Below are 25,526 nucleotides of genomic sequence, written 5' to 3'. Positions count from 1 at the left end.
CAACAGCCTTCTAAGAGATTAGGCGGCCGTCGGGGTCGAAGACATCGATAGCCGCCACCGGGCACATGGCAGCGGCGTCCAGCACCGCAGCGGTCTGGCCCTGGGGGTCGGCGTCAAGCAACCTGACCCAACCTGCATCGTCTTCAGCGAATACCTTTGGCGCCCTGCGGTTACAGAAACCGCTGGCCATACAGGTTTCTGCGCGCACTTCGATGTGTACCTCGTCGCTCATAGGATCACCGGCCGTGATTCCCAGCCTCGTGATGCCACATTCAACGTACGTCGCACGGGTGGCTGACTGCCCTCCCGGAGGTCGGGGAAGGCGCGCAATAGCCTGTCGAGGATCACCTTGCCCTCGAGTCGCGCCAATGGAGCGCCCACGCAGTAGTGAATACCGTGGAAGAACGCCAGGTGCTGTTTGTGGTCAGCACGGTGGATGTCGAAGGCCGAGGCCGCATCAAAGACTCGTGGGTCCCGGTTGGCAGCCGGAAGACAAGTCAGCACAAGGGTTCCCGGCTGTAGCACGTGCTCACCCAGGACGGCGTCGGTGGTGACCTTCCGCGCCGCCAGGTGAAGAGGCGGGTCGAAGCGCAGAATCTCCTCGACGACTGCCGGTATCAGGCTGGGGTCGTCGAGTACGGCGCGCATTGCATCCGGGTGATTCATCAGCAACGTGACGCCGTTACCGACGAGGTTGGTGGTTGTCTCGTTGCCGGCGACCAACAGCAGCGCAACTTGAGCGATCAAGTCCGAATTCTCGAGTAGGTCGCCTTGAAAGGTCTCCGTGCTGAGCATGTGCGAGATCAGGTCGTCCGACGGTTGCGCTCGACGCTGGTCGATGAGTTCGCCAAGGTAATCGAATAGCACCAGGCTGGTACGAATCGCTCGATCACGCCGCTCGCCTTGCACCATCGGATCGAACGTCGAGGCATAGGCGAACGACCACTCACGGAAATACGGCCAGGTGTCACGAGGTACGCCCAGAATCCGGGCGATCACCGCGACCGGAATCTCGGCCGCCAGCCCGCTCATCAAGTCGATCTCCTGACCCGGCTGCAAGCACGCCAAGGCTTCGCTGGTGATTTCCTCCACGATGGGGTGCCAGCGGCGGACCGCGTCGGGTGTGAACGCATGGCGAAACGTGGAACGAACCTGCGTGTGCCAGGGCGGATCGGCGAACATGAACAGGCGCCGAGCGGTGCCGATGAATCGACGGTGTTCTGGATCCGTAGGGTCGTGGATTCCCGGTCCAGTCAACGCGAATACGTCGCTGGAGAAGGCTTTTGGGTCCGAGCCGATCTGCCGGATGTGGTCATAACGCGTGACGAGGACGCCCTGCATCATGTCCATGGGGTGAATACCGTCACCCAATTCGCGCAGCGCATCGTAATACGGGAACGGGTCCTGCTCCACGCCGCCGAAGAGCACCTCGAGGAGCTGATCGGCTTCGGTCTTGCCTTCGGTCGTGCGCCCGTCAATCCCCGCCATGGGTCATTCCTTTAGTCGTCGTCTTCCGGTTCCGCATTCAACGTGGTCACTCCACGATCGAGTTCTATGTCGTCCAACATACAATTGGTTGTCCAGCATGTACAGCCCCGGGTGCGGCCGCAGAGTACGAGTGGGCTCCCCTCAGGTCGCCGTGCGCGCGACAGTCATTGATCGGTTGCCGCGCTCCGGTGCCGGGCCAGCTCGACGGCCACCCGCAACCGAAGACTGCGGACGTCGATGTGTCGTCCCAGAATCTTTTCCACCCGCTGGATCCGTTGGGTGACCGTGTTCGGATGAAGGTTCAAGTCCTCGGCGGTATGGGTGGGGCTCCCCAGGGTGTCCAAGTAGCGCCCGAGCGTGGGTAGCAGTCGATCGACATCCTCATGCGCCAACAGCGATCCCAGTTCATCGATCACCAACTGGTCGGCCATATGACGGTTCTCCGAGGCAAGGACGACGACAGCGACATCGGGATAACACAGCACCGGCGTTGCAGCCGCCGACAATGTGATGTCGGTTTGCACCGCCTCGTAGTGCGACGTCCGAAATCCGACGCAGCCGGCGCGCGCAGCGCCGAAACTGACCGTGACATCGTCCGGCAGGTCGAGCTCGCGCAGCTTCGGGTAAAGGTTGGCGTTGACCAATCGGAACCAACCATGCGAAGAACTCGGACCCGCCGGGATCGCAATGTGCTGATTGGCGATTTCTGCGATCGCGCGCCGGATGATCTGTGCCAGTTCGTCGCCCCATGCGACCCCGGAAGACCGCACGACGTAGCCCGCATGCAGGCCCTCGGTGCGATAGCCGAGAACCTCGTTCAGTTCGTGCAGACCGCCCGTGCCCGCCAGCACCGCTCGGATGATCTCGGCTCGTCGGGAAGTGGCGTCGGTCAGCAGGCGATCTCGAACGGAGTTGTAGACGGTGATCGTTTGTCCGGTCATCCGCCGGATGTATTCGAACAGTTGCGTCGATCCGTGTTCCAGCAGCTCCACCCGGTCATTCAGCGAGATCTCCGCGGCGGACCGAAGATGAGAGGTAAACGCGTTCCAGAGCGCGGCATGCCCGAGTTCATAAGCGCGCAGCACCGCCGGAAGGGGCACGCTGGCCTCGGCCATCCGCGTCGCGAACTCGCTGGCGGCCGCAGGCAGTTGCGGCGAAACGAATTCTCCGCTGAGCATGCCCTTCAGCCTCGGCAGATGGGACCGGATCGACGCTTCCAGCCCGGGCAACGTAACGGGTGCGGTACCTCGCATTTCGGGGATCTCCCGCCACAGCTCTATGGCGAGATTGCCGAACAGTTCATCGCCGCGAAGGTCGAGCCAGCGCACCAACGGGGCGAGGGACACCGTTCCGCGGTGCGGCGTTGTCATGGCTACCAATATGGGAGACACCGTGCGGTTCGTCCAGCTTTTCGGGCGATATGTTGTGCCGCAACACATAAAGGTGCGAGCCCACCATATTGTCCGGGCGCTGCCTACTTGACACGCTTCTCTCAACTATCGAGAGAGGACCTTGAGATGCAGGCCGAAAACCTGAAGCAATTGAGCGGCACGGAAATTGCGGTCACAGTCGATGACCAATGGCAGTGGACGGGAATCCCGTTCCCGCCCGGCCGCGGGCCTCGGATGGTCGCCGAAGCCATGATCGAGGCCTTCGCCAATCACTCGGTACCCGGCGTCTACGCGTTCAACAGCACGGCCGCTGCGGAGAACGATCCGAGCGCGATGCAGGTTCTTGACGTCTGGTGCCAAGCCGGACACTTCGTCGGCAACCACACCCACCAGCACATCAGCCTCAACTGGCTCGACAGCAAAACCTATATATCCGACATCGAGGCGAGCGAGAAGGTCCTACAGAACTGGATCGACGCATCGCCGTCGCGCTACTTCCGGTACGCGTTCGGTATGGAAGGCGACACCGTCGAGAAGACTCGTCAGGTGCAGGCCCACCTCAGCAAGACGGACTACCTGTCCGCGCCGGTGACGCTGTGGTTCTATGACGCCCAATTCATGGTCGCCTATGACCGCGCGATCCAGCTCGACGACCGCGCCGCGATGGCGACCATCGAGGACATGCTGGTGACGACGGCAGTGGCTCAGATCGAGCGTCAGGTCGCGGCCGCCCACGCCGCGATCGGCCGTAAGTCGGCCCACATCATGCTTATTCACGGCACCACCGTCGCTGGTGCGACGATCGACCGCGTGCTCGGGGAATTGGCGCAGCGCGGCGTCTCCTTCGTGACACTCGAGAAGGCGATGGCCGATCCGGTGAATCTCTACGGAGCTCCGCTGACCACCCGTCAGTTCCGAAACTCCACCCAGAAGTGGGCCGAAGCCGCCGGCATCGACATCGACGACACACCACCCGCCGTGCTCGCCGAGGTGGAGCAGATCGCGCCGATCGACGGGATGAGTTACGACGCAGTGCTAGGTCGCGCCATACAGGAATGGACGCAACGGATCTCGTTCACTCCCGTACCGGCTGACTTCCACTGAACCGAAAGATGACCGTGTCCACTGAACCCAGCGTCTACTGCGGCGCCGACTGCCGCCCGTTGAGTGCGGTCAGGCAGCGAGCGGCCCGGATGGCCGCCGGAATGCACAATTGCGGCATCGGTCCGCAAGACCGCGTCGCGGTGGTGATGCGTAATGACATCGCTCAACTGGAGGTCACCCTGGCCATCGGCCTGCTCGGGGCCGTTCCAGTAGCAGTCAACTGGCACTGGACCGGCGACGATCTGGCCCACGTACTCGCGAACAGCGGCGCCAAACTGGCCGTCGCACACAGCGATCTTCTCCCAGGAACCCGCCGTCACGCACCCAGCGGGATGAAACTGGCTGAAGTGCCGCTTCCCGCCGCAGTCACCGCGGCGTACAGCATCACCGACCCCGAACTGACCGAAACCGCGCCGGTGGTGGAGGATTGGGTACAGCAGTTCGACCCGTGGCCGGAATCGAGCTCCCAGCCACCGATGAGCGTCATCTACACCTCGGGCACCACCGGGCTGGCCAAAGGCGTGTTACGACAACCGATCACGCCAGATCATCTACCGGCAATCACCAAGACGCTCGCGGACCTCCTTCACCTGGCTCCTGGTCGGGCCACACTGCTGCCGGCACCGCTGTATCACTCCGCACCCAACGTGCACATGACCTTCGCGGCGGCACTCGGCATGGATATTCACATCATGCCGCGCTTCGAGGCCGAGGCATTTCTGCGCGGCATCCATGATCACAAGATCAGCAGCGTCCAAGTGGTTCCCACGATGTTCGCTCGGCTGTTGCAGTTGCCGTCCCGGGTGCGCCGGGCCTACGACGTCTCGTCGCTGGAGCGGGTGGTGCACGCCGCAGCCCCGTGCCCACCGGAAACCAAACGCGCGATGATCGATTGGCTCGGACCCATCATCTACGAGTACTACGGCGGCACCGAAGTAGGTGTACTGACCATCTGCGACTCCGATGATGCGATCAGCAAGCCTGGCACCGTCGGTCGTCCCATCGCCGATGCCCACATCGTGGTACTCGACGATGCGGGAAACGAAGTCGCGGCCGGGACCGACGGCATCGTATATGGCCGGCCTTTCACGGGCTGGCCCGATTTCACCTACATCGACGATGCCGCGAAGCGACGCGCAGTGGCCGTCGGTGACCATGTCACGCTCGGCGACGTCGGGCACCTCGACGCGGACGGTTATCTGTACATCAGCGACCGCATCAACGACATGGTGGTATCGGGAGGGGTCAACATTTATCCGGCTGAGGTCGAGTCCTGCCTGATGAGCCTCGACGGCGTCGCCGATGTCGCGGTGTTCGGAGTGCCCGACGAGGATTTGGGGGAAGTGCTGGCGGCTCATGTGCAGCTGCGGGATGGTGCCCGGCTGACCGGTGACGATATCCGTGCCCACGTCGCCGCCAGGCTGGCCCGATACAAGACGCCGCGCATCGTCGCATTCGTCGACAGTCTGCCGCGCGAGGACACCGGCAAGCTGTTCAAGCGCCGACTGCGGGAACAGTATCTGCAAGAACCAATGGAGAAGGCGAAATGACAAGCAGCTGTGTTCTTTTCGAACGACCAGCGCCCACCGTGGCCCGGCTCGTGCTGAACCGGCCCGAACGCCGAAACGCGCAGAACGCCACCCTGCTGTATGAACTCGATGCTGCGTTCCAGCAGGCGGCCGCGGATGACGACGTGAAAGTCGTGCTACTGGCCGGCGCGGGACCGGACTTCTCCGCCGGCCACGATCTATCGGAAATCACCACCGAACTGCCCGGTCAACCGGTGGCCACCATCGCGGCCGCGCTGGATGCCCCGGGCGTGGAGGGGCGGCACGCGTTCGAGTGCGAGGCGTACCTCGGCTTGTGCCGCCGCTGGCGCGATCTGCCGAAGCCCACCATCGGGGTCGCCCACGGCCGGTGTATCGCCGGTGCGTTGATGCTGTTGTGGCCGATGGACCTGATCGTGGCCGGTTCGGGAACCGTGTTCTCCGACCCGGTTGCCGCGTTCGGACTCAACGGGGCCGAGTACTTCTCCCATGTGTGGGAAGTGGGTGCCCGCAAAGCCAAAGAGATGCTGTTCACCGGCGAGCCGCTCACCGCGCGCGACGCACACCGCCTCGGGATGGTCAACCACGTCGTGCCTGACGATGAACTCGCCGACTTCGCTCTCGAGCTCGCGCAGAAAATCGCCCGGATGCCCGCGTACGGCCTGCGGCTGGCCAAGTCGAGCGTGAACCAGGCGCTCAATGCTCAGGGATTCGACTCGGCCATGGACGGGGCGTTCGGCCTGCATATCGCCGGGCACGCCAACAACCTGGCTCGATACGGCGAGATCATCGACCCGAAGGGGATCGACCGCATCCGCCAACTGTCGCGGTCATCGAGCGGCGCCGCCCAATGAGGGACGTGTACATCGTGGGGGCCGGGATGACGCCATTTCGGCGCAACCCGGAAACGACTCTTCGAGCACTTGCGACAGGTGCGGTCGCCGAGGCGGTGCGCGACGCCAACATCACCATGGCTGAGGTGAATACGGTGTACTTCGCCAACGCGGCGCACGGCTTGATCCACGGCCAGGAGATGATCCGCGGCCAGGTCGCGCTTCGCGACTCGGGCTTGACCGGGCAGGCGGTTGTCAACGTCGAAAATGCGTGCGCCTCCGGGTCCACCGCGGCTCATCTAGCCTGCACCGCGGTCGCCTCCGAGGCGGTTGACGTTGCCCTGGTGGTCGGGGCCGAGCAGATGAGTCATCCGGACAGATCACGCAGTCTCGCAGCGATCGGCACCGCGGTTGACATCGGCGAGGTCGAAACGTTGCGAACCAAACTCCACAGCGAAACCGGATCTGCGAGCAGCCGGTCCCTCTTCATGGACATCTATGCGGATCAGGCACGCCGATATCTGGATTCCACCGCGGCGACCGCGCAGGATTTCGCCGAACTCACCGTGAAGAACCGTGGGCACGCTGCACTCAACCCGTTCGCACAGCGGCGCGATGCGCTGACCGTCGACGAGGTGTTGGCCAGCCGAAGCATCGCGGGTCCGTTGACATTGCCGATGTGTTCTCCGATCGGTGACGGTGCTGCCGCTCTGGTCGTGGCATCCCGCCGCGTCGCCGAACGAAGCCCAGCACCGTTGGTCAGGTTGGTTGCCTCATGCTTGGTTTCCGGGCAGACCGACGGTGCGTCGCCCAGCGCGGAACGCCGAGCCGCGAACGCCGCATATGCGAGCGCCGGGATCGGGCCCGGGGACGTCGATGTCATCGAACTACACGACGCGGCGGCCCCCGCGGAGCTCACCATCCTGGAAGAGCTCGGCATCTGCCCGCCGGGTGAAGCGGTACACCTGTCTCGCAGCGGTGCGACGCGGCTGGGCGGACGGATCCCCGTGAACACTAGCGGCGGGCTGGTGTCCCGCGGACATCCGCTGGGGGCCACCGGATGCGCACAACTGGTGGAGCTGGTGACCCAGTTGCGCGGCGCCGCTGGACCGAGGCAGATTGCCGGTGCACGGGTCGGCTTGGCCGAGAACGCCGGTGGCCACCTCGGCCCAGACCCGGCCGCGGTGTGCGTCACGATGGTGCAGAAAGTCGACCGTCGCTGACCGACGCAGACTCAGTACTTCATGGTGCCGCGGTCGACGGCGATCTGGCTGCCCGAGATCGTCGCCGACGCGTCACTGGCCAGCCAGGACACCACGTCCGAAACCTCTTCGGCCGTCATGAATTCCTGCAGCCCCTTCTTACCCTGATGGTTGACCGGGTGGTACGGCATCGGCGCGAAGCTGTGAATGAAGTTCGGGTGCTTGGCGAACAACGCCATCATCGCGTCCTTCTCCACCATCGGCGTGTCGATCGAATACGGGTGGATGGAGTTCACCCGGATCCCGAATTCGCCCGCCTCCAACGCAAGTGAGTTCGTCAGCGCGGTCAGACCATGTTTGGACGCCGCGTAGTGGGCGTTACCCGGGGTGGCCTTGAGCCCGGCCGAGGAGCTGACGACGACGATCGAGCCGCCGTTGCCCGCCTCGATCATCGCCGGCACCGCGGCGCGCAAGGTGCGCCAGGTGCCGTTGAGGTTCACGTCGACGACGGTGTTCCACTGCTCCTCGGACATCTCCCAGATCCGGCCCCAGCTCAGCACCCCGGCGTTGGCCACCACGATGTCGAGCCGACCGAACTGCTCGACGGCGTCGGCCACCACCTGCTGCAGCGCGGCCAGATCGCGCACGTCGACCTGGCGGGCCAGCACCTTGCGACCGGTGGCCTCCACCGCGCGCACCGTCTCGGCCAGTTCCTCCGGGGTGGCCAGCGGATAGGTGATGGTCTCGGAGATCGGACCGCAGATGTCGATCGCGATGATGTCGGCGCCGTCGCCGGCCAACCGGATCGCATGCGCCCGGCCCTGACCGCGGGCCGCCCCCGTGATGAATGCCACTCGCCCGTCGAGGGGCCCGCCCGTTGCCGTCACGGGACCAGGCTAACAGCAGAACTGAAACGTGTTCTAGTCGACAGGGTCGCGGACGATCGGACACGTTGTCCAGGTGCATGGCCGCCCGCAGCTTCGGCATACCTGCCACGATCACCTGTGTCGCGGCCTCTTAGGCGAACAGCTTCGCGGTGACTTGGGTGATGGCTTGACGCGGCGTGCGCCGGGCGAAACCTACAGATCGGCGAGAATGTCTCGGCGCTTGGCGGTGTACTCGTCATCGTTGATCGCGCCGGTGGCGCGTAGCGTCTCGAGTTCCTGAAGGCGTTGCGCGGTCGACGGTTCCGGCGGGGTCAGCAACGGGGTGGAGGCCGCAGCGGCCGGCGCCGGCTTCTGCTGAGCCGCTGCCCGCCGCACCACCTCTTGAACCTGGTGTCGCGCACCGGGGTTAGACCGCAGGTCGATCATGTTGTCGAGGCTGATGTTGTGCGCCTTGAGGATCTGCAAGATCTCCATCAGCGGCTCGGCCCGCCCGGTCAGGTCGTAGGTCGTGTTGTCTTCTGCGACAGTGAAGTTGGCGGGCATCATTCCGCTGATTAGACTGCTGCGCTCCCAATCGATTTGGTATTCACCGGTCATCGGGTCCACGATGGCGACCAACTTCCGGCTCGTGATCATCGGGAGCCGGGAGATCGATGCGAGTACCCGGTCCTGGCTGGCGAACGGCGCGATACCGGGACCGGAGATCTGCAGGTCGAGCTTCACCAGGGGCTGCTCGTTGATCCGCGTCCCGGTTTCCTGGATGCCGACGACTTGGGCCAACGCCAGCACACCGGTCTGCTCGAGCGCGGCGGTCTTGGCCGACGACTTCACCCCCGCCGCGGTGATGCCCAACGCGATCAACACGTCGGCTGCGGTGATCAGCAGGCCGGTCCAGAACAGCCACTGCAGCATCGGGTCGGCACCCATCGCGAAGTAGACGACCAGAAAGATCGGCCCGACGATGCCGCACAGCAGCACGAACGCTTGGATACGGAGATAACGCCAGAATGTGGACATGGCCGAGCTCCCGTCGTCGCGCTGTCTCGGGTGCCAAGATAACCGCCGATCCGGCGGATGTGAGCCGTATCGTCGATCGCTTTGACCGCTACGAAGCCGGCGTCGTCGCGCCCAACGGCGTGACCGACGGTGCCTCCGGTGCGCTGGGGGCCGGTCCGAGGAGGTTGTACAGCGGCTGTGTCCACCGGTATCCGCCTGCGGAGGTGGTGTAGCTGGTGTGGATGAGCGTGGCGGCCGTCGACACTTCCTCGGCCTCGGGGTCGAAGTCGCAGACCGCATCGCCGAGTTCGCACACGCTGATCGTGCGGCTGCCGACGGCGGGCGGCAGCGGTCCCGGAGCGCTGGCCAGGATGGGCCAGTCCTGCGCGACGCCCATTCCGGCGCCGGGGACCGAGGTGACCGAGCCGATGTTGAGGGTCGGGTCGGCAGGGCGGCGGTCGCCGTCGGCGATCAGCAACGCCGCCGCCATGTTCGGCTGCGTGCCGAGGGTGTGCAGGTTGCGGTGCACCACCATCGCGCCCTGGGAGTAGCCGGCGAGCACCACCTTTGTCGTGGGGCAACGCTGGGTGAAGGCGGCGTACTGGGCGGCGAGCGCTTCGGCGCCGACGTCGACGCTGTCCATGAAGTCCATCCAGTCGCCGACGCCGCCCTCGTCGGGTACGGGCACTGCGGGGTATTCGACGGCCTCGGCCGTCATCGTGCGCCCGTCGCGCTGCAGCAACCGTTGCAGGTCCAGGTAGGACTGGTAGACGTCGTCGCCCATGCCGGCGTTGGTGGTCAGGTGGCCGTCGCGCTGTCCGGAACCCGCCGCGCCGAACCAGTGCACGTCGGGGCACGACGCTGGCTGGGCCTGGGCGACGGACGCGCCGACGAGAGCGGCGCCGGCAACGACGGCTGCACTGGCGAGCGTGGTGATACTGCGGAACAACAAACCCCAACCCTTCCATCCCCCGAACGGGACATTCGGGTGGTTAATCGGTTCGGCGGCCGCGGTCGTTACGCCTGTACGCCTCGCGAAACGCACACCAGGGTCGTGGTCGTCGAGGGGAGCACAGCCCTCTTGTACGCCTCGCGAACCACAACTGCGAAAACGGCGCCCACCCGAAGGTGAGCGCCGTTTTGCGCAGAGAACTACTTGACGATCTTGGTGACCCGGCCGGCGCCGACGGTGCGGCCACCCTCGCGGATCGCGAACCGCAGGCCCTCCTCCATGGCGATGGGCTGGATCAGCTTCACCGAGATGTCGGTGTTGTCACCGGGCATCACCATCTCGGTGCCCTCCGGCAGCGTCACCACACCGGTCACGTCGGTGGTGCGGAAGTAGAACTGCGGACGGTAGTTGTTGAAGAACGGCGTGTGCCGGCCGCCCTCGTCCTTGGCCAGGATGTAGACCTGACCCTCGAACTCGGTGTGCGGGGTGGTGGTGCCGGGCTTGATGACGACCTGACCGCGCTCGACGTCTTCGCGCTTGATGCCGCGCAGCAGCAGACCGACGTTGTCACCGGCCTGACCCTGGTCGAGCAGCTTGCGGAACATCTCCACACCGGTGACGGTGGTCTTGGTACTGGTCGGCTTGATGCCGACGATCTCGACCTCCTCGTTCACGTTGACCACGCCGCGCTCGACACGACCGGTGACCACGGTGCCGCGGCCGGTGATCGTGAAGACGTCCTCGACGGGCATCAGGAACGGCTTGTCGGTCTCGCGGACCGGGTCCGGAATCTTCTCGTCGACGGCCTGCATCAGCTCGACGATCGACTCGACCCACTTCTCGTCGCCCTCGAGCGCCTTGAGCGCCGACACCCGAACCACCGGGGCGTCCTCGTCGAAGTCCTGGGCGGCCAGCAGCTCGCGGACCTCCATCTCGACGAGCTCGATGAGCTCCTCGTCGTCGACCGCGTCCGACTTGTTCAGCGCGACCAGGATGTAGGGCACGCCGACCTGACGGGCCAGCAGCACGTGCTCGCGGGTCTGGGGCATCGGACCGTCGGTAGCCGCGACCACCAGGATCGCACCGTCCATCTGGGCCGCACCGGTGATCATGTTCTTGATGTAGTCGGCGTGGCCAGGGGCGTCGACGTGGGCGTAGTGCCGCTTGTCGGTCTGATACTCCACGTGGGAGATGTTGATCGTGATGCCGCGCTGACGCTCCTCGGGCGCATTGTCGATCTGGTCGAATGCGCGCGACTCGTTCAACTCGGGGAACTTGTCGTGCAGAACCTTGGTGATTGCTGCGGTCAGCGTGGTTTTGCCGTGGTCAACGTGACCGATGGTCCCGATGTTGACGTGCGGCTTCGTCCGCTCGAACTTCGCCTTCGCCACTGTGGTGTCCTCCTGGACTGTGTTGGTGCTTGGTAAGCAGTGTTGATCTTTACAGTTGTGCGGTCCCGCCAAACCGGCGGGTCAGAATCTACTGACCCGTCGCCTTCGCGCCATTCATGGCTCGGCTCCGGCCCAGCTCCGAGCTCCCACCTTGGCCGGGCCTCCGGCCGCCGCAGATTCTCACTGACCCGTCGCCTTCGCGATGATCTCCTTCGACACGTTGGCCGGAACCTCGGCATACGAGTCGAACACCATGGAGTAGTTCGCCCGGCCCTGGGTCTTCGACCGAAGGTCGCCGACATAGCCGAACATCTCCGACAGCGGAACATGCGCCTTTACGACACGAGCACCGCTCCGCTCCTCCATGGCCTGGATCTGACCACGGCGGGAGTTCAGGTCACCGATCACTTCACCCATATAGTCCTCGGGTGTGGTCACTTCGACCGCCATGATCGGCTCGAGGATCACCGGCTGAGCAGCCTGCGCCGCCTTCTTCAGCGCCTGTGAACCTGCAACTTTGAACGCCATCTCCGACGAGTCCACCTCGTGGTAGGCGCCGTCGAGCAGGGTGAGCTTCAAGTTCACCAGCGGGTAGCCGGCCAGCACGCCGTACTGCATGGCGTCCTGGGCGCCGGCGTCCACCGACGGGATGTACTCCCGCGGGATCCGGCCGCCGGTGACCTTGTTCTCGAACTCGTAGGTCGCCCCGTCCTCGCCGGTGAACGGCTCGATCGTGATGATGACCTTCGCGAACTGACCGGAGCCACCCGTCTGCTTCTTGTGGGTGAACTCGACGCTTTCGACCTTGCGCTTGATGGTCTCGCGGTAGGCCACCTGCGGCTTGCCGACGTTGGCCTCGACCTTGAATTCCCGCTTCATCCGGTCGACCAGGATGTCGAGGTGCAGCTCGCCCATGCCGCCGATGACGGTCTGGCCGGTCTCCTGATCCAGGTGCACCTTGAACGTCGGATCCTCTTCGGCGAGCTTCTGGATCGCCGTGCCGAGCTTCTCCTGGTCGCTCTTGGTCTTGGGCTCGATCGCCACCTCGATCACCGGATCCGGGAACGTCATCGACTCCAGCACCACCTGCTGGTTCGCGTCGCTCAGGGTGTCACCGGTGGTGGTGTCCTTCAGCCCGATCACCGCGTAGATATGCCCAGCCGAGGCCCGGTCAACCGGGTTCTCCTTGTTGGCGTGCATCTGGAACAGCTTGCCCAGCCGCTCCTTCTTGCCCTTGGTCGCGTTGATCACCTGCGAGCCGGACTCCACCGTGCCGGAGTACACCCGCACGTAGGTCAGCTTGCCGAAGAACGGGTGCACGGCGATCTTGAACGCCAGCGCCGAGAACGGCTCGTCCACCGAGGGCTTGCGGAGGATCTCTTCGTCCTCCTTGCCGGGGACGTGTCCGCGCACCGACTCGACGTCCAGCGGCGACGGCAGATAGTCGATGACCGCGTCCAGCATCGGCTGCACGCCCTTGTTCTTGAACGCGCTGCCGCACAGCACCGGGTAGACCTCGCTGGCCACCGTCAGCTTGCGGATGCCGCCCTTGATCTCCTCGAGGGTCAACTCTTCGCCACCGAGGTACTTCTCCAGCAGTTCCTCGTCGGCTTCGGCGACCGCCTCGACCAGCTCATTGCGGTACTGCTCGGCCTTCTCGGTCAGATCGGCCGGGATGTCGACGACCTCGTAGGTCTCGCCGAGCTTGGTCTCACCGCGCCAGACCTTGGCGCGCATCTCGACCAGGTCGACGATGCCTTCGAAGTCGGCCTCGGCGCCGATCGGCAGCTGGATCACCAACGGCTTGGCGCCGAGGCGGTCCTTGATGGTCTGCACGGTGAAGTAGAAGTCCGCACCGATCTTGTCCATCTTGTTGACGAAGCAGATGCGCGGCACGTCGTATTTGTCGGCCTGACGCCAGACCTGCTCGGACTGCGGCTCGACACCTTCCTTGCCGTCGAAGACGGCGACGGCACCGTCGAGCACGCGCAGGGAGCGCTCCACCTCGACGGTGAAGTCGACGTGGCCGGGAGTGTCGATGATATTGATCTGGTTGTCGTTCCAGAAGCACGTCACGGCCGCGGAGGTGATGGTGATCCCCCGCTCCTGCTCCTGCTCCATCCAGTCGGTGGTCGAAGCGCCGTCGTGCGTCTCACCGATCTTGTAGTTGACGCCGGTGTAGTACAGGATGCGCTCGGTCGTCGTGGTCTTACCGGCATCGATGTGCGCCATGATGCCGATATTGCGGACCTTGTTCAGGTCGGTCAGCACGTCCTTCTGTGCCATGCATTCCCTCCGGGAACTAAAACGGACTGAAGTCTGTCGTTGTCTTAAGTGCTCGCTGCGCTCGCGCGCCAAAGCGGAGCTTTGGCGCTCACCAGCGGTAGTGCGCGAAGGCGCGGTTCGCCTCGGCCATCTTGTGGGTGTCCTCACGCCGTTTGACGGAGGCTCCGAGGCCATTGCTGGCGTCGAGGATCTCGTTCGCCAGACGCTCGACCATGGTCTTCTCCCGGCGCTGCCGCGAGAAGCTCACCAGCCAGCGCAGGGCCAACGTGGTGGACCGGTCGGGACGCACCTCGACGGGCACCTGGTAGGTCGCACCGCCGACGCGGCGGCTACGGACCTCGAGTGCGGGTTTGACGTTGTCGAGAGCGCGTTTGAGGGTGATGACCGGATCGGTGCCGGTCTTGTCCCTGGCCTGTTCGAGCGCACCATAGACAATGCGCTCGGCCAACGATTTCTTCCCTCGGACGAGAACTTTGTTCACCAGTTGGGTGACCAGCTGTGAGCCGTAGACCGGATCGTTCACCAACGGACGCTTGGGCGCGGGTCCCTTCCGCGGCATCAGCTCTTCTCCTTCTTGGCGCCGTAGCGACTGCGTGCCTGCTTGCGGTTCTTCACACCCTGGGTGTCGAGCGAACCGCGGATGATTTTGTAGCGCACACCCGGCAGGTCCTTCACACGACCACCACGCACCAGCACCATCGAGTGCTCCTGCAGGTTGTGGCCCTCACCCGGGATGTAAGCGGTGACCTCAACCTGCGTGGTCAGCTTGACGCGCGCGACCTTCCGAAGCGCCGAGTTCGGCTTCTTCGGGGTGGTGGTGTACACGCGGGTGCACACGCCACGGCGCTGCGGGCTGCCCTTGAGGGCCGCAACTCGCACCTTGCTCGGCTTGTCACGGCGGCCTTTGCGGACCAGCTGCTGAATGGTTGGCATCTACCGGCTTTCTGTGTTCTCTGCTGTTGTTAAGTCTCTGTACTGCTGTTATGCCCCGCTCACGTACCCCGCGACCGGGTGTGTCGCGCGCGTCCGCCGTGACAATTCAAGGCATTGCCTAATTCTCAGGGCATGGCGACGCGCGAATTTGCCCAGCGTGCAGGCATGCCTGCGGAAATTTCCAGCCGCAAGCGCCTTATCTGCCAGGCACGATCGTCCACAATACCAGGGCAGCCCGCGCCGAAACAAACTCGTCCGACGGCCCCTTCGTGCAGGTCAACAGACTAGCTCAGCGCCGTTCCATACCTGAAGCCAGCCGCATCACCATGTCGGTGAACACCGCGTCGGTGTCGATGCCGTCCATCGCCCCGGTCATCTCCAGCAGCACGAAACCGTGCATCGCCGACCAGAACTCCAGCGCTGCATAGAACGCATCCTCGCCGCCCAACCCGTAGGAGGCCAGCACGTCGATCACCGGCGCAGCGGCCGCCCTGGTGGCCGCGGTGAACTCGGGGTCGTCGCCGCCCAGCGGCATCCGGGTGAACGCCGAGTACCGGCCCGGGTGGTGGTGGGCGTAGCTGCGGTAGACGCTGGCCATCACCATCACCGCGTCGTCGCGGGTGCGGCCCTGTCCGGCGGTGTTGAGCATCTCGATGATGTCGCCGACGACCCGCATCCGCACGGTTCGGCGCAGGTCGTCCAGGCTGTGCACGTGGTTGTAGAGCGACGGGCCCTTGGTGCCGAGCTGCTGGGCTAAGGCGTTGATGGTCAACGCATCCCAGCCTTCGCGGTCAAGGAACGTCAGGGCGGCGTTGACGATGGAATCGCGGCTCAGCCTGGCAGGTCGGCGTCCCGTTGGGCGGGCCGGTGGAGCGTGCGGCTCCGGCTCGGCTGCCATGCGGTTCTCCTAGGTCGACGCGGAACCCCGAAAAAGGGGCAGCGCCAAACTAACACCTCTAGTTTTCACTGGTCCGGTGCAACTCAGTTCACCCGCTCTTGGCTCAGGTGTGCCAGTTGTTCGGTGACCGCGCACAGGTCGGGCAGCACTGCCGGGTTCATCGTCTGGACCGACCACGTGATGACGTCACCGCCCTTGGCCACGTAGATGCTGCACGCATTGCCGTCGTAGGCCTTGAAGCCCTTGTTGTCATCGACCGACAGTTCCTCGATGGTGCGGCCGGCCCGCTGTTCCAGCGACCGCTCGGTGTCCATGTCGCTGCCGCGGTACCACCACGTCGAGATGCCCATGCCGGCGCCGACGCTGCCGAACACCGTGTTCTCCTGCCAGAAGCAGCCGGCGTCGCTGACCACGGTTCTGGTGAACATCGCCGGGCCGACGGCGTGGCCGATGTCGGCGTCGGTGATGCCGTTGCAGTCGACGCTGTGAAAGCCGCTTTCTGACCCGGTGGCCGTGGCTGTCGGCGCCGCCGGCGGGTCATCCGCCCCGCAGCCGGCCAGCAGGACCGCCGCTGCCACCAGCACGCCCCGCAGTCCCCCACGCATGGTCACATCTCCGACTGCAGGGTCGCCGACAGCAGCTTTGCGGCGCCGACGCACGGGTCGCCGCTGGCCTCGTCGCGCAGTTGAACCCACCAGCTCAGCACCCCGGCGCCGGCGGCGGCGGTCGCCGAACAGGCCGCGCCGGTGACGTCGCGTCGGGACACGAACGCCGGGCGCCGTTCGATGACGGTGTCGGTGATCTCGGCCTCACGCTGGTCGGCCAGCGCCCGTTCGCGGTCCAGGCTGCCGGATTCGAACCAGGAGAACGTGACATCGATCACGGCGCCGCCGCGCATCAACACGTATTGGCAGACGGCGCCGCTGTAGGGGCGCACGACGGAATCGGCGTCCAGGATCTGCTGCACGGTGTCGTCGGCGAGCAGACCGCAGCGGTCGTTGACGTAGCCGTAGTTGCGGTCGGAATCGGGCACGCCAAGTCGGGCCCGCTGCGCGGTCCCGCTAACGGTCGAAGAGCAACTTGCAACGGTCATCGCCGCCGTGACCGCTACGACAGCAACCTGATTGACACGCCAACGCATCGCATCTCACGCTACCCAGCGCCGACGCCGATGGCGACTCGTGCGAACCGCCGTCGTTCACACCGCACGCCACGTACGCTTACCGACCATGATGTCGACTGTTGTGGCCAGGACACTGACGGCGAGCCTGCTCGCGGTGCCCGCGCTGATCGTGGCAGCGCCCGCGGCGTCCGCGGAGCACGGCGACACCCACGTGACGGGTCTGGGCGTCACGCAGACCATCGACTGCAACGACGCCACGTTGTTCGTCAACGGCGCCAACAACCGGATCACCGCGTTGGGATCCTGCCTTGCGGTGACGGTTCAGGGCAGCTCGAACTTCGTGGTGGCCGACAACATCGTCAATGACGTGACCGTGTACGGCTGGGATCAGACCGTGCTGTACAAGAACGGCTCCCCGATCGTGTGGGACCGCGGGCGAGAGCTGGGCATGACCAACCACGTCGATCGGCTGGTCGCATGAGCATCCGCCTGTTCGCCACCGCAGCAGCCGTGTCGGCTGCCGTCGTGCTCGCCGGCTGCGGTTCGGAAAGCGCCGACACCAACACGCCGACCGCGACCGCGGGCACCTCGGGCGCTCAAGTCGAGGTCGGTAACACGATCAACTACGGTTCGTTCGGCACAACGGCCGACATCGACTGCGCCGACGGTAAATCGCTGAACATCGGCGGCTCGAACAACACGTTGACCGTCAAGGGCACCTGCGCGAACGTCAACATCGGCGGCGCGGACAACAAGATCACGTTCGAGCGGATCGACAAGGAACTCAGCGTCGTCGGGCTCAACAACACCGTCACCTACAGCGACGGCGACCCGAAGATCAACGACACCGGCCGCGACAACCGGATCAACAAGGCCTGACGCCTCTTTTCTACGCGTCGGCCCCGTGCCGTCCGGCGCCTGCGGCGAACCGCGCGGCGCCTTCCAGCGATTCCGCGGCGACGCGCGACATGCTGCCGAACTCGAAGTCCATCGCCTCGGCTTCGGGCATGCCCCACTGGTTCAGCATCGAGAGCCGGTCGGCGCGCATGCACTGCTGCGGCAGCTTGGCCAGTTCGGCGGCGAGTTCCTCGGCCCGTTGCCGCGCTTCGCCTTTGGGCACCACGCGGTTGGCCAGGCCCATCGCCAGGGCTTCGGTGGCGTCGACGGCGCGGCCGGTCAGGATCAGGTCCATCGCGCGGCTGTGGCCGATCAGGCGCGGTAACCGCACGGTGCCGCCGTCGATCAGCGGCACACCCCAGCGTCGGCAGAACACGCCCATCACCGCGTCGTCCTCCATCACCCGCAGGTCACACCACAGGGCCAGCTCGAGCCCGCCCGCGACGGCGTACCCGCTGATCGCGGCGATCACCGGTTTGGACAACACCATCCGGCTCGGGCCCATCGGACCTGGGCCGGTGCGGTGCACCGGGTTGGAGTCCGGGGTGCCGAACGCCTTGAGATCGGCTCCCGCACAGAATGTTCCGTTGTCACCGCACAACACCGCGACGGCTGCGGAGTCGTCGCGGTCGAACGCGTCGAAGGCCTCGTACAGCTGGGCGGCCGCTGGGCCGTTGACGGCGTTGCGCGCCTCGGGCCGGTTCATGATGACCGTCGTCACCGCGCCGTCGCGTTCGACCCGGACTCCACCGCTCATGTCGCCTCCATCAGTTGTTCACGTCGCGTGAGCGACAATCCAGTACTGTCGCGCCGCGAACTCAACTCCGCGGCGAAGTTCGTGTAGGCCTCGCGCAGCGCCGCACCGGGCCAGCCCCCGGGCAGCAACTCGGCGGGCAGCACGGGATCGGTCAGCAGATGCCGCACGATGCCGGCCGCCGCGACGAACCGGCCGGGAATGTCTGTGGCCCTGTCGATTTCGTCGAGCAGCTGATAGCCCACTGCGGCCCAGCCCGACAGGTCCCACAGCTGTGCGGCGAGGGCGACCGGGTCGTCGTCGCGGGCCCGCAACACCCGCACACGGTCCAGCACGTCGGCCGGTGACACCAAGTCAAGGTTGTCGGGGCGCAGCCACACCCCTTCGCGTAGTTCGGCGAACCTGTTGTGCTGCAGTGCGGTCCGCAGACACGCGCGGGTGCGGGCGTCGATGCCGACGCTGGTGATCACCAGCGTCGTCCAGTCGCCGTTCCACTCGCGCAGTCGTGGGTTCAGCGCGTCGTCCTGGCGGCGCTGCCGGGCCAGCAGCCGCTCGGACAACCGGTAGCCCTCCGGGGCACGCACCAGGTCTTTCGCGCTGACCATCCGGGTCAACGCGACCCGTATCGTCGACTCTTTGATGCCGAAATCGGCGGTGAGACCGATCAGTTCACTTGCGGTGGCGCAGGCCGGATGCGCGCCGAGCAGGACGCTCAGCACGACGGAGCGGGCCGTCATCCGCGAAAGCTTCGGCATCGTTAGACGTCCGATGCCTTCCGGCCGTGATCGCCGAACGGTTCGTCGCGTTGGCGCACGGCCTCACGGAAGCCGTGTTCGCGCGACTGCGCAACGAACGCGTGCCCCTCGGGGGTGTGCCGTGCGATGCCGTCGAACACGGTCGAGATCATGGCGCTGTTGGCGGTGCCCTGGTGGTAGAGGGCGGAGTTCATCGCCAGCTTGACCATGATGAGCTGGTTGATCGGCACGGCGGCGATCCGTTCGACCAGCCGCTCGGTGCGTTCGTCGAGATCTTCGGCCGAGGGCGCCTCGACCGCGAGCCCCCATTCGGCGGCCTGCGCGCCGGTGATCGAATCACCGGTCAGCAGCAGCCGTTTGGCGCGCTGGTCGCCGAGCCGGTGCGCCCACATCCCGGCCGCAGGCACCCCCCACACCCGGGTCGGCGGATAACCGATCTTGGCGTCGGCCGCCGCGATCACTTGGTCGGCGTGCAGCGCGATGTCGGTGCCGCCGGCCACGCAGTAGCCGTGGACCTTGACCACGGTGGGCTTGTCGGCGTGCATCAGGCTGGAGAAGCCGCGTACGAACCGGCTCATCATCTGGTAGTCGATCATCGGGTCCCAGGGTTGATCGGGCAGGTGGTTGACCGCCTGCGTCTTACCCGACAGCACGGTGTCGCGGTAGGGGCTGCCAGTTGATCCACCCGAGCCCGCCGACGAGGAGCCCTCGGCGTATGCCGAAAGGTCGAAGCCCGCGCAAAACCCTTCGCCCCGACCGGAAACCAGGATGACGTGCACGTTGGGGTCGAGGTCGGCGCGCTCTACCAGCGCCGACAATTCCAGCGGGGTGTCGGCGACGATCGCGTTGCCCTTCTCGGGCCGGTTGAACGTGATGCGGGCGACGCGACCCGTCACCTCGTAGGTCATCGTCTTCAGGTTGTCGAAGTCGACGGGCCTGATCGCGTGGGTCATCCCTTGACCAGCGCCCGCTCGAGGATCGGCGCGAGATCCAGTCCGGTAGGCAGGGTTCCGAACGCGCCGCCCCACGCACCGCCCATACGCGTCGCCAGGAACGCCTCGGCGACGGCGGGGTGGCCGTGTCGCACCAGCAGCGAGCCCTGCAGCGCCAGGCTGATGTCCTCGGCGACCTTGCGGCCCCGGTATTGGATGGTCTCGAGGTCAGACAGCGCGGGCCGCAGCGTTTCGACGTGTGCGTCCAGCCGCGGATCGTTGCCTGCGGTGGTGGCCAGTTCGTCGAACAGCACGTCGATGCACTCCGGGCGAGTTGCCATGGCGCGCAGCGTATCCAGCGCGCTGACGTTGCCTGATCCTTCCCAAATGCCCATCAGCGGCGCCTCGCGGTACAGCCGCGGCATACCGGAGTCCTCGACGTAGCCGTTGCCGCCCAGACACTCCATCGCCTCGGCGGCGTGCGGGGTGGCGCGCTTGCAGACCCAGTACTTGGCGGCGGCCAGGCCGATGCGGCGCAGCAGCGTCTCGCGCTCGTCGCCGCGCACCGCGGCGTCGGTGGCGCCGGCCATGCGCATCGCGAGAATCGTTGCGGCTTCGGCCTCCACGGCCAGGTCGGCCAGCACGTTACGCATCAGCGGTTGGTCGATCAGGTATTCGCCGAACGCCTTTCGGTGCTGCGCGTGGTGGATGGCGCGGGTCAACCCGTTGCGCATGCTAGTCGCGCTGCCCAGGGTGCAGTCCAGCCGGGTGAGGTTGACCATCTCGATGATGGTCTTCACGCCGCGACCCTCCTCGCCGACCAGCCACGCGATCGCGCCGTCGTACTCGACCTCGCTGGACGCGTTGGCGTGGTTGCCGAGCTTGTCCTTCAGGCGCTGCAGGTGCATCCGGTTGCGGCTGCCGTCGGGCAGGATCCGCGGCAACATCAAACAACTGAGCCCGCCGGGCGCCTGCGCGAGCACCAGGAAGATGTCGCACATCGGCGCGGAGGTGAACCACTTGTGCCCGCGCAATGAGTAGCTGCCGTCGCCGTTGGGGGTGGCCTGGGTGGTGCCCACCCGCACGTCGGAGCCGCCCTGCTTCTCGGTCATCGACATGCCCGCGGTGATGCCGGCCTTGGTGGTCGGCACCTTGAGCTCGGGGTCGTAGGTCCGGCTGGTCAGCAGTGGTTCGTAGACCGCGGCCAGTTCGGGGTTGTGGCGCAGTGCCGGCACGACGGCATACGTCATCGAGATCGGGCAGATGTGGCCGGGTTCGGGCGTCCACACCGATGTCTTGGCGGCCCGCACGACGTGTGAGCCGGTGCGGTCGTCGGCCCACGGCGCGGCGTGCAGCCCGTGCCCGATCGCCACCGTCATCAGCTCGTGGTAGGCGGGGTCGTACTCGACCTCGTCGACGCGGTGCCCGTAGCGGTCGTGGGTGTGCAGGATCGGCTGGTTGCGGTCGGCCAGCTCACCCCAGCGCTGCGCCTGCCTGGAGGAGCTCAGCGCACCAACCTCGAAGACCTCGTCCAGGCCCCACTCACCGCCTTCGCGGATCAGCGCCTCGGTGAGTACTGGCGACGTGGCCGGGTTGTAGTTCTGCAGGGGTGGGACCTGGTTGGTGACGACGTGCGTGTCTGGCATATCACCACTATTACACTTTCTCGACAACTGCACAATGCATGTAATGTGTCGGGAAGGGTTACGTCTTTCGCGCGGCCGAGACATAGAGAGCGCGGCCGGGGGCTCCGCTCAGCCCGAAGGCGATCGTGCTCATCACCAACACGAGGTACCCGGCGGCCAGCACCGATTCGTTCACACCCGCGCGTTCGGATTCCAACGTCAGATAGAAGAGCGCAGAGACGCCCACTGGGCCGAACCAGCCCAGGTAGAGCGCGTCGCGGACGCGCAGCCGCAACGGACGTTGCAGCACCAACAGGATGGGGATGCGTCGCAGCAGCAGCACGCCTACCGCCAAAAGCACTGCGGGCCAACCGAGTTCGAACCAGGCCTGCCACGGCAGGGTGATCCCGACCAGGACGAATAGTGGCATCACCGCGAACCGGTTGATCGCCTCGTCGATCGACACCTCCATTGCCCGTTCCCGGCCGCTGCCCACCGCGTTGAAGACAAGACCACCGACGAAGACCGCGAGAACGCCATCGGTGTGCGCGAGCCCCGCCGCCCCGAGAATCCCGAGCGCAAGTACCACCGTGAAGAACAACGCCGGCGCGGCGTCGGTCGCGCCGTATTCGTCGCCCCACCTGAGCGCTTTGCCGCCGGCCCACCCGATGGCGGCGCCGATCACGACCGCCCCGAACACCTGCCACAGTGACTCCCGGATCGCGGCACCGACGCCCATTCCGCCGGCAACAGCGACGGCGACCAGAACGAGCGGCAACGCCAACCCGTCGTTGGCGCCGGACTCCAGCGACAGCATCTGGCGGTTGCGCGCCGGAAGGTCCCGTTCGGCGTCATCGCCGGTCACCACCGTCGAGGCCAGCACCGGGTCGGTGGGACATAGCGCGGCGCCCAGCAGGGCCGCCAGCGCGACGGGGATCGACAGCACGAGCCACCCCAAGGCGGCCGTCACGACCGCCATCACCGGCATCGCCACCAACAGCAGCACCGTCACCGGGCGCCACATGCGCCGGATATCGCTGATCGGATACCGCAGCGCCACGGCCATCACCGACACCGCCAACAGGATCCGGCTCGTCTGGTGCAGCAACGACTGCTCTTCGGTGACGAGCGGAATGCGCACCACGTCGAGCACCTGCGGCCCGATCAGCACTCCGGCGGCCAGGCCCAGCAGGGGCTCGGAGAGGGGTAGTCGACGCATCTTGGCCGACAGCGCCGCGACGACGACGCCCAGCACACCGACGACGGTGAGCAGGACGTCCGTTCCCACGTCAGCGGCTGTCGAGTTCGGCGACGACGTCGCGGCGGCGCGGCTCGGGATTCACCACAGGCTCGGGTTCAACTGCGGGCTCGGCGGGTCGGCCGTATAGCGGGACCATCTCGACCGAACGTTCCGCCGAGCGCAACGCCCTCCCCCGTCGCCACGCCTCGTAACGGTGGAGAAGGACGATGATCGCGGCGGCCAGCGCCCAGCCGAGCAGGATGTCGATGACGTAGTGCTCGGCGGTGTACACCAGCGTGAAGGCCATCAGCAGCACATAGGCCACCAGCAGTGGACGCCACGCTCCGTGCACGCGACGCCACAGGAAGGCCGCGACGGCCGCGGTCATGCCCGCGTGCAGGGACGGTATCGCCGCCACCAGGTTGACGCTGGCTTGGCCCGCGTCGAGCAGCGCGCTGGCGGTGTGCATGTTCAGGTTGCCCCAGCCGCGGCCGACAATCCGCTCGATCCACTGGTTCGCCCCGTCCTGGCTCGTTTGCATCGCGCCGAGGACACCGCCGTCGGGCACGCCGCGCGCCGAGCCGAACATGCAACGCGCGTAGGCCGGTCCGCCTTCGACGTCGGCGGGAGCGCACCGGGCTGCTGCCCACGGCGGCGCGGCCGGCACCACGGCGTAGATGGCCAGGCCCACGAAGTTCAGGCCGACGAACAGGCGAACAAACGCCTTCCACTCCGCACGGTCACGCAGCCACAGCACCCCGGCCACCACGTACGGCAGGATGAAGAACGACATGTAGACGCAGCTCAGAACCACTTCCCACCACGGCGGATGCCCCTGTTTGAGCTGCTCCTGAAGCCACACGGTCGGTACGGTGCCGAAGAACAGCCAACGATCGGCGTCGACGGGCCACTCCCACAGCGTCGGTCGCCCGATCATGTCCGCGGCGCCCCTGCTCAGGTCGTAGGCGATCAGGATCAACGCGAACGGCAGCCAGTCGCGGATGACATAGAACATGCGGCGGACCTGACCGATGCTCGCGGCCAGCAGACCGGTGGCGATGTAGAGCAGCACCAGCTCACGGTTGAACGCAAAACCGTCGGTGACCGTGCGATATAGAACGACCGCAGCCCATATCGCAACCGCGATCCAGCGCGCATATTTGAGTCGGCGTTCCCGCGTCTGGTTCGCCTCTGGGGCACGCTGCGACGCAATTGACGACTGGTCAACCGCAGACACTCCGTTGAATCTAGTTCACCGGACCGTTACCGCGGGTTCGACTGGGGTTCGGTTATCAGGTCGTGACGTGTTCGCGCAGAAAGGCGATGTCGTCTTTGCGGCCTTCGTCTGCGGTTTCGCAGATGACGGGGGCGCCGGCGGCCTGCACCACCGCGACCAGCAGTTGCGGGTCGATCTTGCCGGTGCCGAAGTTGGCGTGGCGGTCGGCGCCGGATCCCGCCGCGTCTCTGGAGTCGTTACAGTGCACCAGGTCGATGCGCCCGGTGATGGCCTTGATCCGGTCGACGGCGTCGATCAGCTTCTCCCCCGCGGCCCAGGCGTGGCAGGTGTCGAGGCAGAAGCCGATGCCCTTGTCGCCGATGTGGTCCCACAGCCGGGCGATGGTGTCGAAGTGGCGGGCCATCGCGTGGTCGCCGCCTGCGGTGTTCTCGAGGTAGACGGGCACGTCGGTTTCGAGGTAGTCGAGTGCCTTGACCCAGCGTTCGAAGCCGGCTTCCCAGTCTTTGTCGTCGGCGTGACCGCCGTGCACGATGACGGCCGTCGCGTTGATCTCCGACGCCGCGTCGCAGGTGTCCTGCAGGATCTTGCGCGACGGGATGCGCACCCGGTTGTTGGCCGACGCGACGTTGATCAGGTACGGCGCGTGGACGTAGAGCGGGACGCTGGACACCTTGAGGACCTCGGCGTCCTCGCGCGGCTTGGGTTTCTTCCAGCTCTGCGGGTTGCCGAGGAAGAACTGCACCGCGTCGGCGCCGTCAGCCTGCGCGGCGGCCAGGGGGTCGTCACCGTGGACGTGCGAACCGATGAGCACGACGCCAGTCTAGGTGGGCGGTCCGACAGACGGCCGCGTGTCACGGCCAACGGCCGGGCGGGTTCGCCGGCCTGGTAGCAGGTTCCGATATCAGTGCTAGGGGCGAGATTGCAGCCAGGGCTGCTGACGAGGACCAACAGCCCTGAGCGCATTCTCGGCCGTAGCAACAAATTCCGTTGGTGACGCCAACGGCGGGAGGCGCACCTTGCCTGCCGGCGCCCGCCCGCGCTATCGTCGAACCGTA

The 25,526-nt window shown here is 65.9% G+C and carries 26 protein-coding genes; 6 read left to right on the top strand and 20 right to left on the bottom strand.

Annotation, left to right across the window (positions count from 1 at the left end):
• Positions 1–10 precede the first annotated feature (10 nt).
• The 3 genes from ABQF13_RS10820 to ABQF13_RS10810 form a co-directional block, all read right to left on the bottom strand.
• Entirely contained in the window at positions 11–232 is a 222-nt protein-coding gene (locus ABQF13_RS10820) for a ferredoxin (protein ID WP_083042327.1), read from the bottom strand.
• A complete protein-coding gene (locus ABQF13_RS10815) occupies positions 229–1,488 on the bottom strand; it encodes a cytochrome P450 (protein ID WP_083042328.1) in 1,260 nt (419 codons plus the stop codon). The genes ABQF13_RS10820 and ABQF13_RS10815 overlap by 4 nt, the downstream gene beginning before the upstream one ends.
• Before the next feature lie 164 nt (positions 1,489–1,652).
• Positions 1,653–2,816, bottom strand: a complete 1,164-nt coding sequence (locus ABQF13_RS10810) for a PucR family transcriptional regulator (RefSeq protein ID WP_448393125.1) — start codon at positions 2,814–2,816, stop codon at positions 1,653–1,655.
• A gap of 189 nt (positions 2,817–3,005) precedes the next feature.
• Between ABQF13_RS10810 and ABQF13_RS10805 the strand changes: the two genes are divergently transcribed.
• From ABQF13_RS10805 to ABQF13_RS10790, 4 genes are read left to right on the top strand one after another with little or no spacing between them, the layout of a single operon-like run.
• Positions 3,006–3,983: a polysaccharide deacetylase family protein gene (locus ABQF13_RS10805; protein ID WP_165757585.1), complete on the top strand. Its 978-nt coding sequence runs from the start codon at positions 3,006–3,008 to the stop codon at positions 3,981–3,983.
• A 14-nt stretch (positions 3,984–3,997) separates the two neighbouring features.
• Positions 3,998–5,533, top strand: a complete 1,536-nt coding sequence (locus ABQF13_RS10800; RefSeq protein ID WP_448392750.1) for an AMP-binding protein — start codon at positions 3,998–4,000, stop codon at positions 5,531–5,533.
• Positions 5,534–5,571: 38 nt separating this feature from the next.
• Entirely contained in the window at positions 5,572–6,384 is an 813-nt protein-coding gene (locus ABQF13_RS10795) for an enoyl-CoA hydratase (RefSeq protein WP_448392749.1), read from the top strand.
• On the top strand, positions 6,381–7,586 hold the full coding sequence (locus ABQF13_RS10790) for a thiolase family protein (protein ID WP_083042331.1): 1,206 nt from the start codon (positions 6,381–6,383) through the stop codon (positions 7,584–7,586). The genes ABQF13_RS10795 and ABQF13_RS10790 overlap by 4 nt, the downstream gene beginning before the upstream one ends.
• A gap of 11 nt (positions 7,587–7,597) precedes the next feature.
• Here the strand turns inward: ABQF13_RS10790 and ABQF13_RS10785 are convergent, their stop codons facing one another.
• The 10 genes from ABQF13_RS10785 to ABQF13_RS10740 all read right to left on the bottom strand — a co-directional run bounded on the left by ABQF13_RS10785 (position 7,598) and on the right by ABQF13_RS10740 (position 17,049).
• Entirely contained in the window at positions 7,598–8,452 is an 855-nt protein-coding gene (locus tag ABQF13_RS10785) for a mycofactocin-coupled SDR family oxidoreductase (protein ID WP_448392748.1), read from the bottom strand.
• 192 nt (positions 8,453–8,644) lie between these two features.
• Entirely contained in the window at positions 8,645–9,469 is an 825-nt protein-coding gene (locus ABQF13_RS10780; RefSeq protein WP_448392747.1) for an SHOCT domain-containing protein, read from the bottom strand.
• A gap of 88 nt (positions 9,470–9,557) precedes the next feature.
• Positions 9,558–10,397 (bottom strand): cutinase family protein, encoded by an 840-nt coding sequence (locus ABQF13_RS10775; RefSeq protein WP_448393124.1) that lies wholly within the window; start codon positions 10,395–10,397, stop codon positions 9,558–9,560.
• 203 nt (positions 10,398–10,600) lie between these two features.
• Positions 10,601–11,791: an elongation factor Tu gene (gene tuf, locus ABQF13_RS10770; protein ID WP_448392746.1), complete on the bottom strand. Its 1,191-nt coding sequence runs from the start codon at positions 11,789–11,791 to the stop codon at positions 10,601–10,603.
• Between the two features lie 180 nt (positions 11,792–11,971).
• A complete protein-coding gene (fusA, locus tag ABQF13_RS10765; RefSeq protein WP_448392745.1) occupies positions 11,972–14,077 on the bottom strand; it encodes an elongation factor G in 2,106 nt (701 codons plus the stop codon).
• Between the two features lie 88 nt (positions 14,078–14,165).
• Positions 14,166–14,636 carry a 30S ribosomal protein S7 gene (gene rpsG, locus ABQF13_RS10760; protein WP_448392744.1) on the bottom strand — a complete coding sequence of 157 codons (471 nt, stop codon included), beginning with the start codon at positions 14,634–14,636 and terminating at the stop codon, positions 14,166–14,168.
• The gene (gene rpsL, locus ABQF13_RS10755) at positions 14,636–15,010 is read right to left on the bottom strand and encodes a 30S ribosomal protein S12 (RefSeq protein WP_448392743.1); all 375 of its coding nucleotides are present in this window, start codon (positions 15,008–15,010) and stop codon (positions 14,636–14,638) included. The genes rpsG and rpsL overlap by 1 nt, the downstream gene beginning before the upstream one ends.
• A gap of 289 nt (positions 15,011–15,299) precedes the next feature.
• Positions 15,300–15,908, bottom strand: coding sequence for a TetR/AcrR family transcriptional regulator (locus ABQF13_RS10750; protein WP_448392742.1), 609 nt, complete (start codon positions 15,906–15,908; stop codon positions 15,300–15,302).
• A gap of 83 nt (positions 15,909–15,991) precedes the next feature.
• Positions 15,992–16,513 carry a DUF3558 domain-containing protein gene (locus tag ABQF13_RS10745; RefSeq protein ID WP_448392741.1) on the bottom strand — a complete coding sequence of 174 codons (522 nt, stop codon included), beginning with the start codon at positions 16,511–16,513 and terminating at the stop codon, positions 15,992–15,994.
• A 2-nt stretch (positions 16,514–16,515) separates the two neighbouring features.
• Positions 16,516–17,049, bottom strand: coding sequence for a DUF3558 domain-containing protein (locus ABQF13_RS10740; protein WP_448392740.1), 534 nt, complete (start codon positions 17,047–17,049; stop codon positions 16,516–16,518).
• An 88-nt stretch (positions 17,050–17,137) separates the two neighbouring features.
• Between ABQF13_RS10740 and ABQF13_RS10735 the strand changes: the two genes are divergently transcribed.
• Complete coding sequence (locus ABQF13_RS10735; RefSeq protein WP_448392739.1) at positions 17,138–17,512, top strand: DUF3060 domain-containing protein; 375 nt, start codon at positions 17,138–17,140, stop codon at positions 17,510–17,512.
• Complete coding sequence (locus tag ABQF13_RS10730; RefSeq protein WP_448392738.1) at positions 17,509–17,910, top strand: DUF3060 domain-containing protein; 402 nt, start codon at positions 17,509–17,511, stop codon at positions 17,908–17,910. The genes ABQF13_RS10735 and ABQF13_RS10730 overlap by 4 nt, the downstream gene beginning before the upstream one ends.
• Positions 17,911–17,920: 10 nt before the next feature.
• Here the strand turns inward: ABQF13_RS10730 and ABQF13_RS10725 are convergent, their stop codons facing one another.
• Genes ABQF13_RS10725 through ABQF13_RS10695 form a run of 7 tightly spaced genes read right to left on the bottom strand, consistent with a single transcriptional unit; the run spans position 17,921 to position 25,282 of the window.
• The gene (locus ABQF13_RS10725; RefSeq protein WP_448392737.1) at positions 17,921–18,685 is read right to left on the bottom strand and encodes a crotonase/enoyl-CoA hydratase family protein; all 765 of its coding nucleotides are present in this window, start codon (positions 18,683–18,685) and stop codon (positions 17,921–17,923) included.
• Positions 18,682–19,419: a PaaX family transcriptional regulator C-terminal domain-containing protein gene (locus ABQF13_RS10720; protein ID WP_448392736.1), complete on the bottom strand. Its 738-nt coding sequence runs from the start codon at positions 19,417–19,419 to the stop codon at positions 18,682–18,684. Before ABQF13_RS10720 ends, ABQF13_RS10725 begins: the two co-directional genes overlap by 4 nt.
• A gap of 20 nt (positions 19,420–19,439) precedes the next feature.
• Complete coding sequence (locus ABQF13_RS10715; RefSeq protein WP_448392735.1) at positions 19,440–20,390, bottom strand: crotonase/enoyl-CoA hydratase family protein; 951 nt, start codon at positions 20,388–20,390, stop codon at positions 19,440–19,442.
• Entirely contained in the window at positions 20,387–22,015 is a 1,629-nt protein-coding gene (locus ABQF13_RS10710) for an acyl-CoA dehydrogenase family protein (protein ID WP_448392734.1), read from the bottom strand. Before ABQF13_RS10710 ends, ABQF13_RS10715 begins: the two co-directional genes overlap by 4 nt.
• A gap of 58 nt (positions 22,016–22,073) precedes the next feature.
• On the bottom strand, positions 22,074–23,282 hold the full coding sequence (locus ABQF13_RS10705; protein WP_448392733.1) for a cation:proton antiporter domain-containing protein: 1,209 nt from the start codon (positions 23,280–23,282) through the stop codon (positions 22,074–22,076).
• Between the two features lies 1 nt (position 23,283).
• Positions 23,284–24,471 carry a phosphatase PAP2 family protein gene (locus ABQF13_RS10700; RefSeq protein ID WP_448392732.1) on the bottom strand — a complete coding sequence of 396 codons (1,188 nt, stop codon included), beginning with the start codon at positions 24,469–24,471 and terminating at the stop codon, positions 23,284–23,286.
• A gap of 55 nt (positions 24,472–24,526) precedes the next feature.
• Positions 24,527–25,282 carry a deoxyribonuclease IV gene (locus tag ABQF13_RS10695; protein ID WP_448392731.1) on the bottom strand — a complete coding sequence of 252 codons (756 nt, stop codon included), beginning with the start codon at positions 25,280–25,282 and terminating at the stop codon, positions 24,527–24,529.
• Between the last annotated feature and the right edge of the window lie 244 nt (positions 25,283–25,526).

It is taken from the genome of Mycolicibacterium sp. XJ879 (assembly GCF_053483935.1).
This window is presented reverse-complemented; position numbering and strand designations above follow the sequence as displayed.

Coding starts and splice junctions, on each gene's coding strand:
- ABQF13_RS10790 (WP_083042331.1), top strand. CDS start 6,381: ATGAGGGACGTGTACATCGTGGGGGCCGGGATGACGCCATTTCGGCGC.
- ABQF13_RS10750 (WP_448392742.1), bottom strand. CDS start 15,908: ATGGCAGCCGAGCCGGAGCCGCACGCTCCACCGGCCCGCCCAACGGGA.
- fusA (WP_448392745.1), bottom strand. CDS start 14,077: ATGGCACAGAAGGACGTGCTGACCGACCTGAACAAGGTCCGCAATATC.
- rpsL (WP_448392743.1), bottom strand. CDS start 15,010: ATGCCAACCATTCAGCAGCTGGTCCGCAAAGGCCGCCGTGACAAGCCG.
- ABQF13_RS10745 (WP_448392741.1), bottom strand. CDS start 16,513: ATGCGTGGGGGACTGCGGGGCGTGCTGGTGGCAGCGGCGGTCCTGCTG.
- ABQF13_RS10735 (WP_448392739.1), top strand. CDS start 17,138: ATGATGTCGACTGTTGTGGCCAGGACACTGACGGCGAGCCTGCTCGCG.
- ABQF13_RS10730 (WP_448392738.1), top strand. CDS start 17,509: ATGAGCATCCGCCTGTTCGCCACCGCAGCAGCCGTGTCGGCTGCCGTC.
- ABQF13_RS10720 (WP_448392736.1), bottom strand. CDS start 19,419: ATGACGGCCCGCTCCGTCGTGCTGAGCGTCCTGCTCGGCGCGCATCCG.
- ABQF13_RS10780 (WP_448392747.1), bottom strand. CDS start 9,469: ATGTCCACATTCTGGCGTTATCTCCGTATCCAAGCGTTCGTGCTGCTG.
- ABQF13_RS10805 (WP_165757585.1), top strand. CDS start 3,006: ATGCAGGCCGAAAACCTGAAGCAATTGAGCGGCACGGAAATTGCGGTC.
- ABQF13_RS10815 (WP_083042328.1), bottom strand. CDS start 1,488: ATGGCGGGGATTGACGGGCGCACGACCGAAGGCAAGACCGAAGCCGAT.
- ABQF13_RS10715 (WP_448392735.1), bottom strand. CDS start 20,390: ATGACCCACGCGATCAGGCCCGTCGACTTCGACAACCTGAAGACGATG.
- ABQF13_RS10820 (WP_083042327.1), bottom strand. CDS start 232: ATGAGCGACGAGGTACACATCGAAGTGCGCGCAGAAACCTGTATGGCC.
- rpsG (WP_448392744.1), bottom strand. CDS start 14,636: ATGCCGCGGAAGGGACCCGCGCCCAAGCGTCCGTTGGTGAACGATCCG.
- ABQF13_RS10725 (WP_448392737.1), bottom strand. CDS start 18,685: ATGAGCGGTGGAGTCCGGGTCGAACGCGACGGCGCGGTGACGACGGTC.
- ABQF13_RS10740 (WP_448392740.1), bottom strand. CDS start 17,049: ATGCGTTGGCGTGTCAATCAGGTTGCTGTCGTAGCGGTCACGGCGGCG.
- ABQF13_RS10710 (WP_448392734.1), bottom strand. CDS start 22,015: ATGCCAGACACGCACGTCGTCACCAACCAGGTCCCACCCCTGCAGAAC.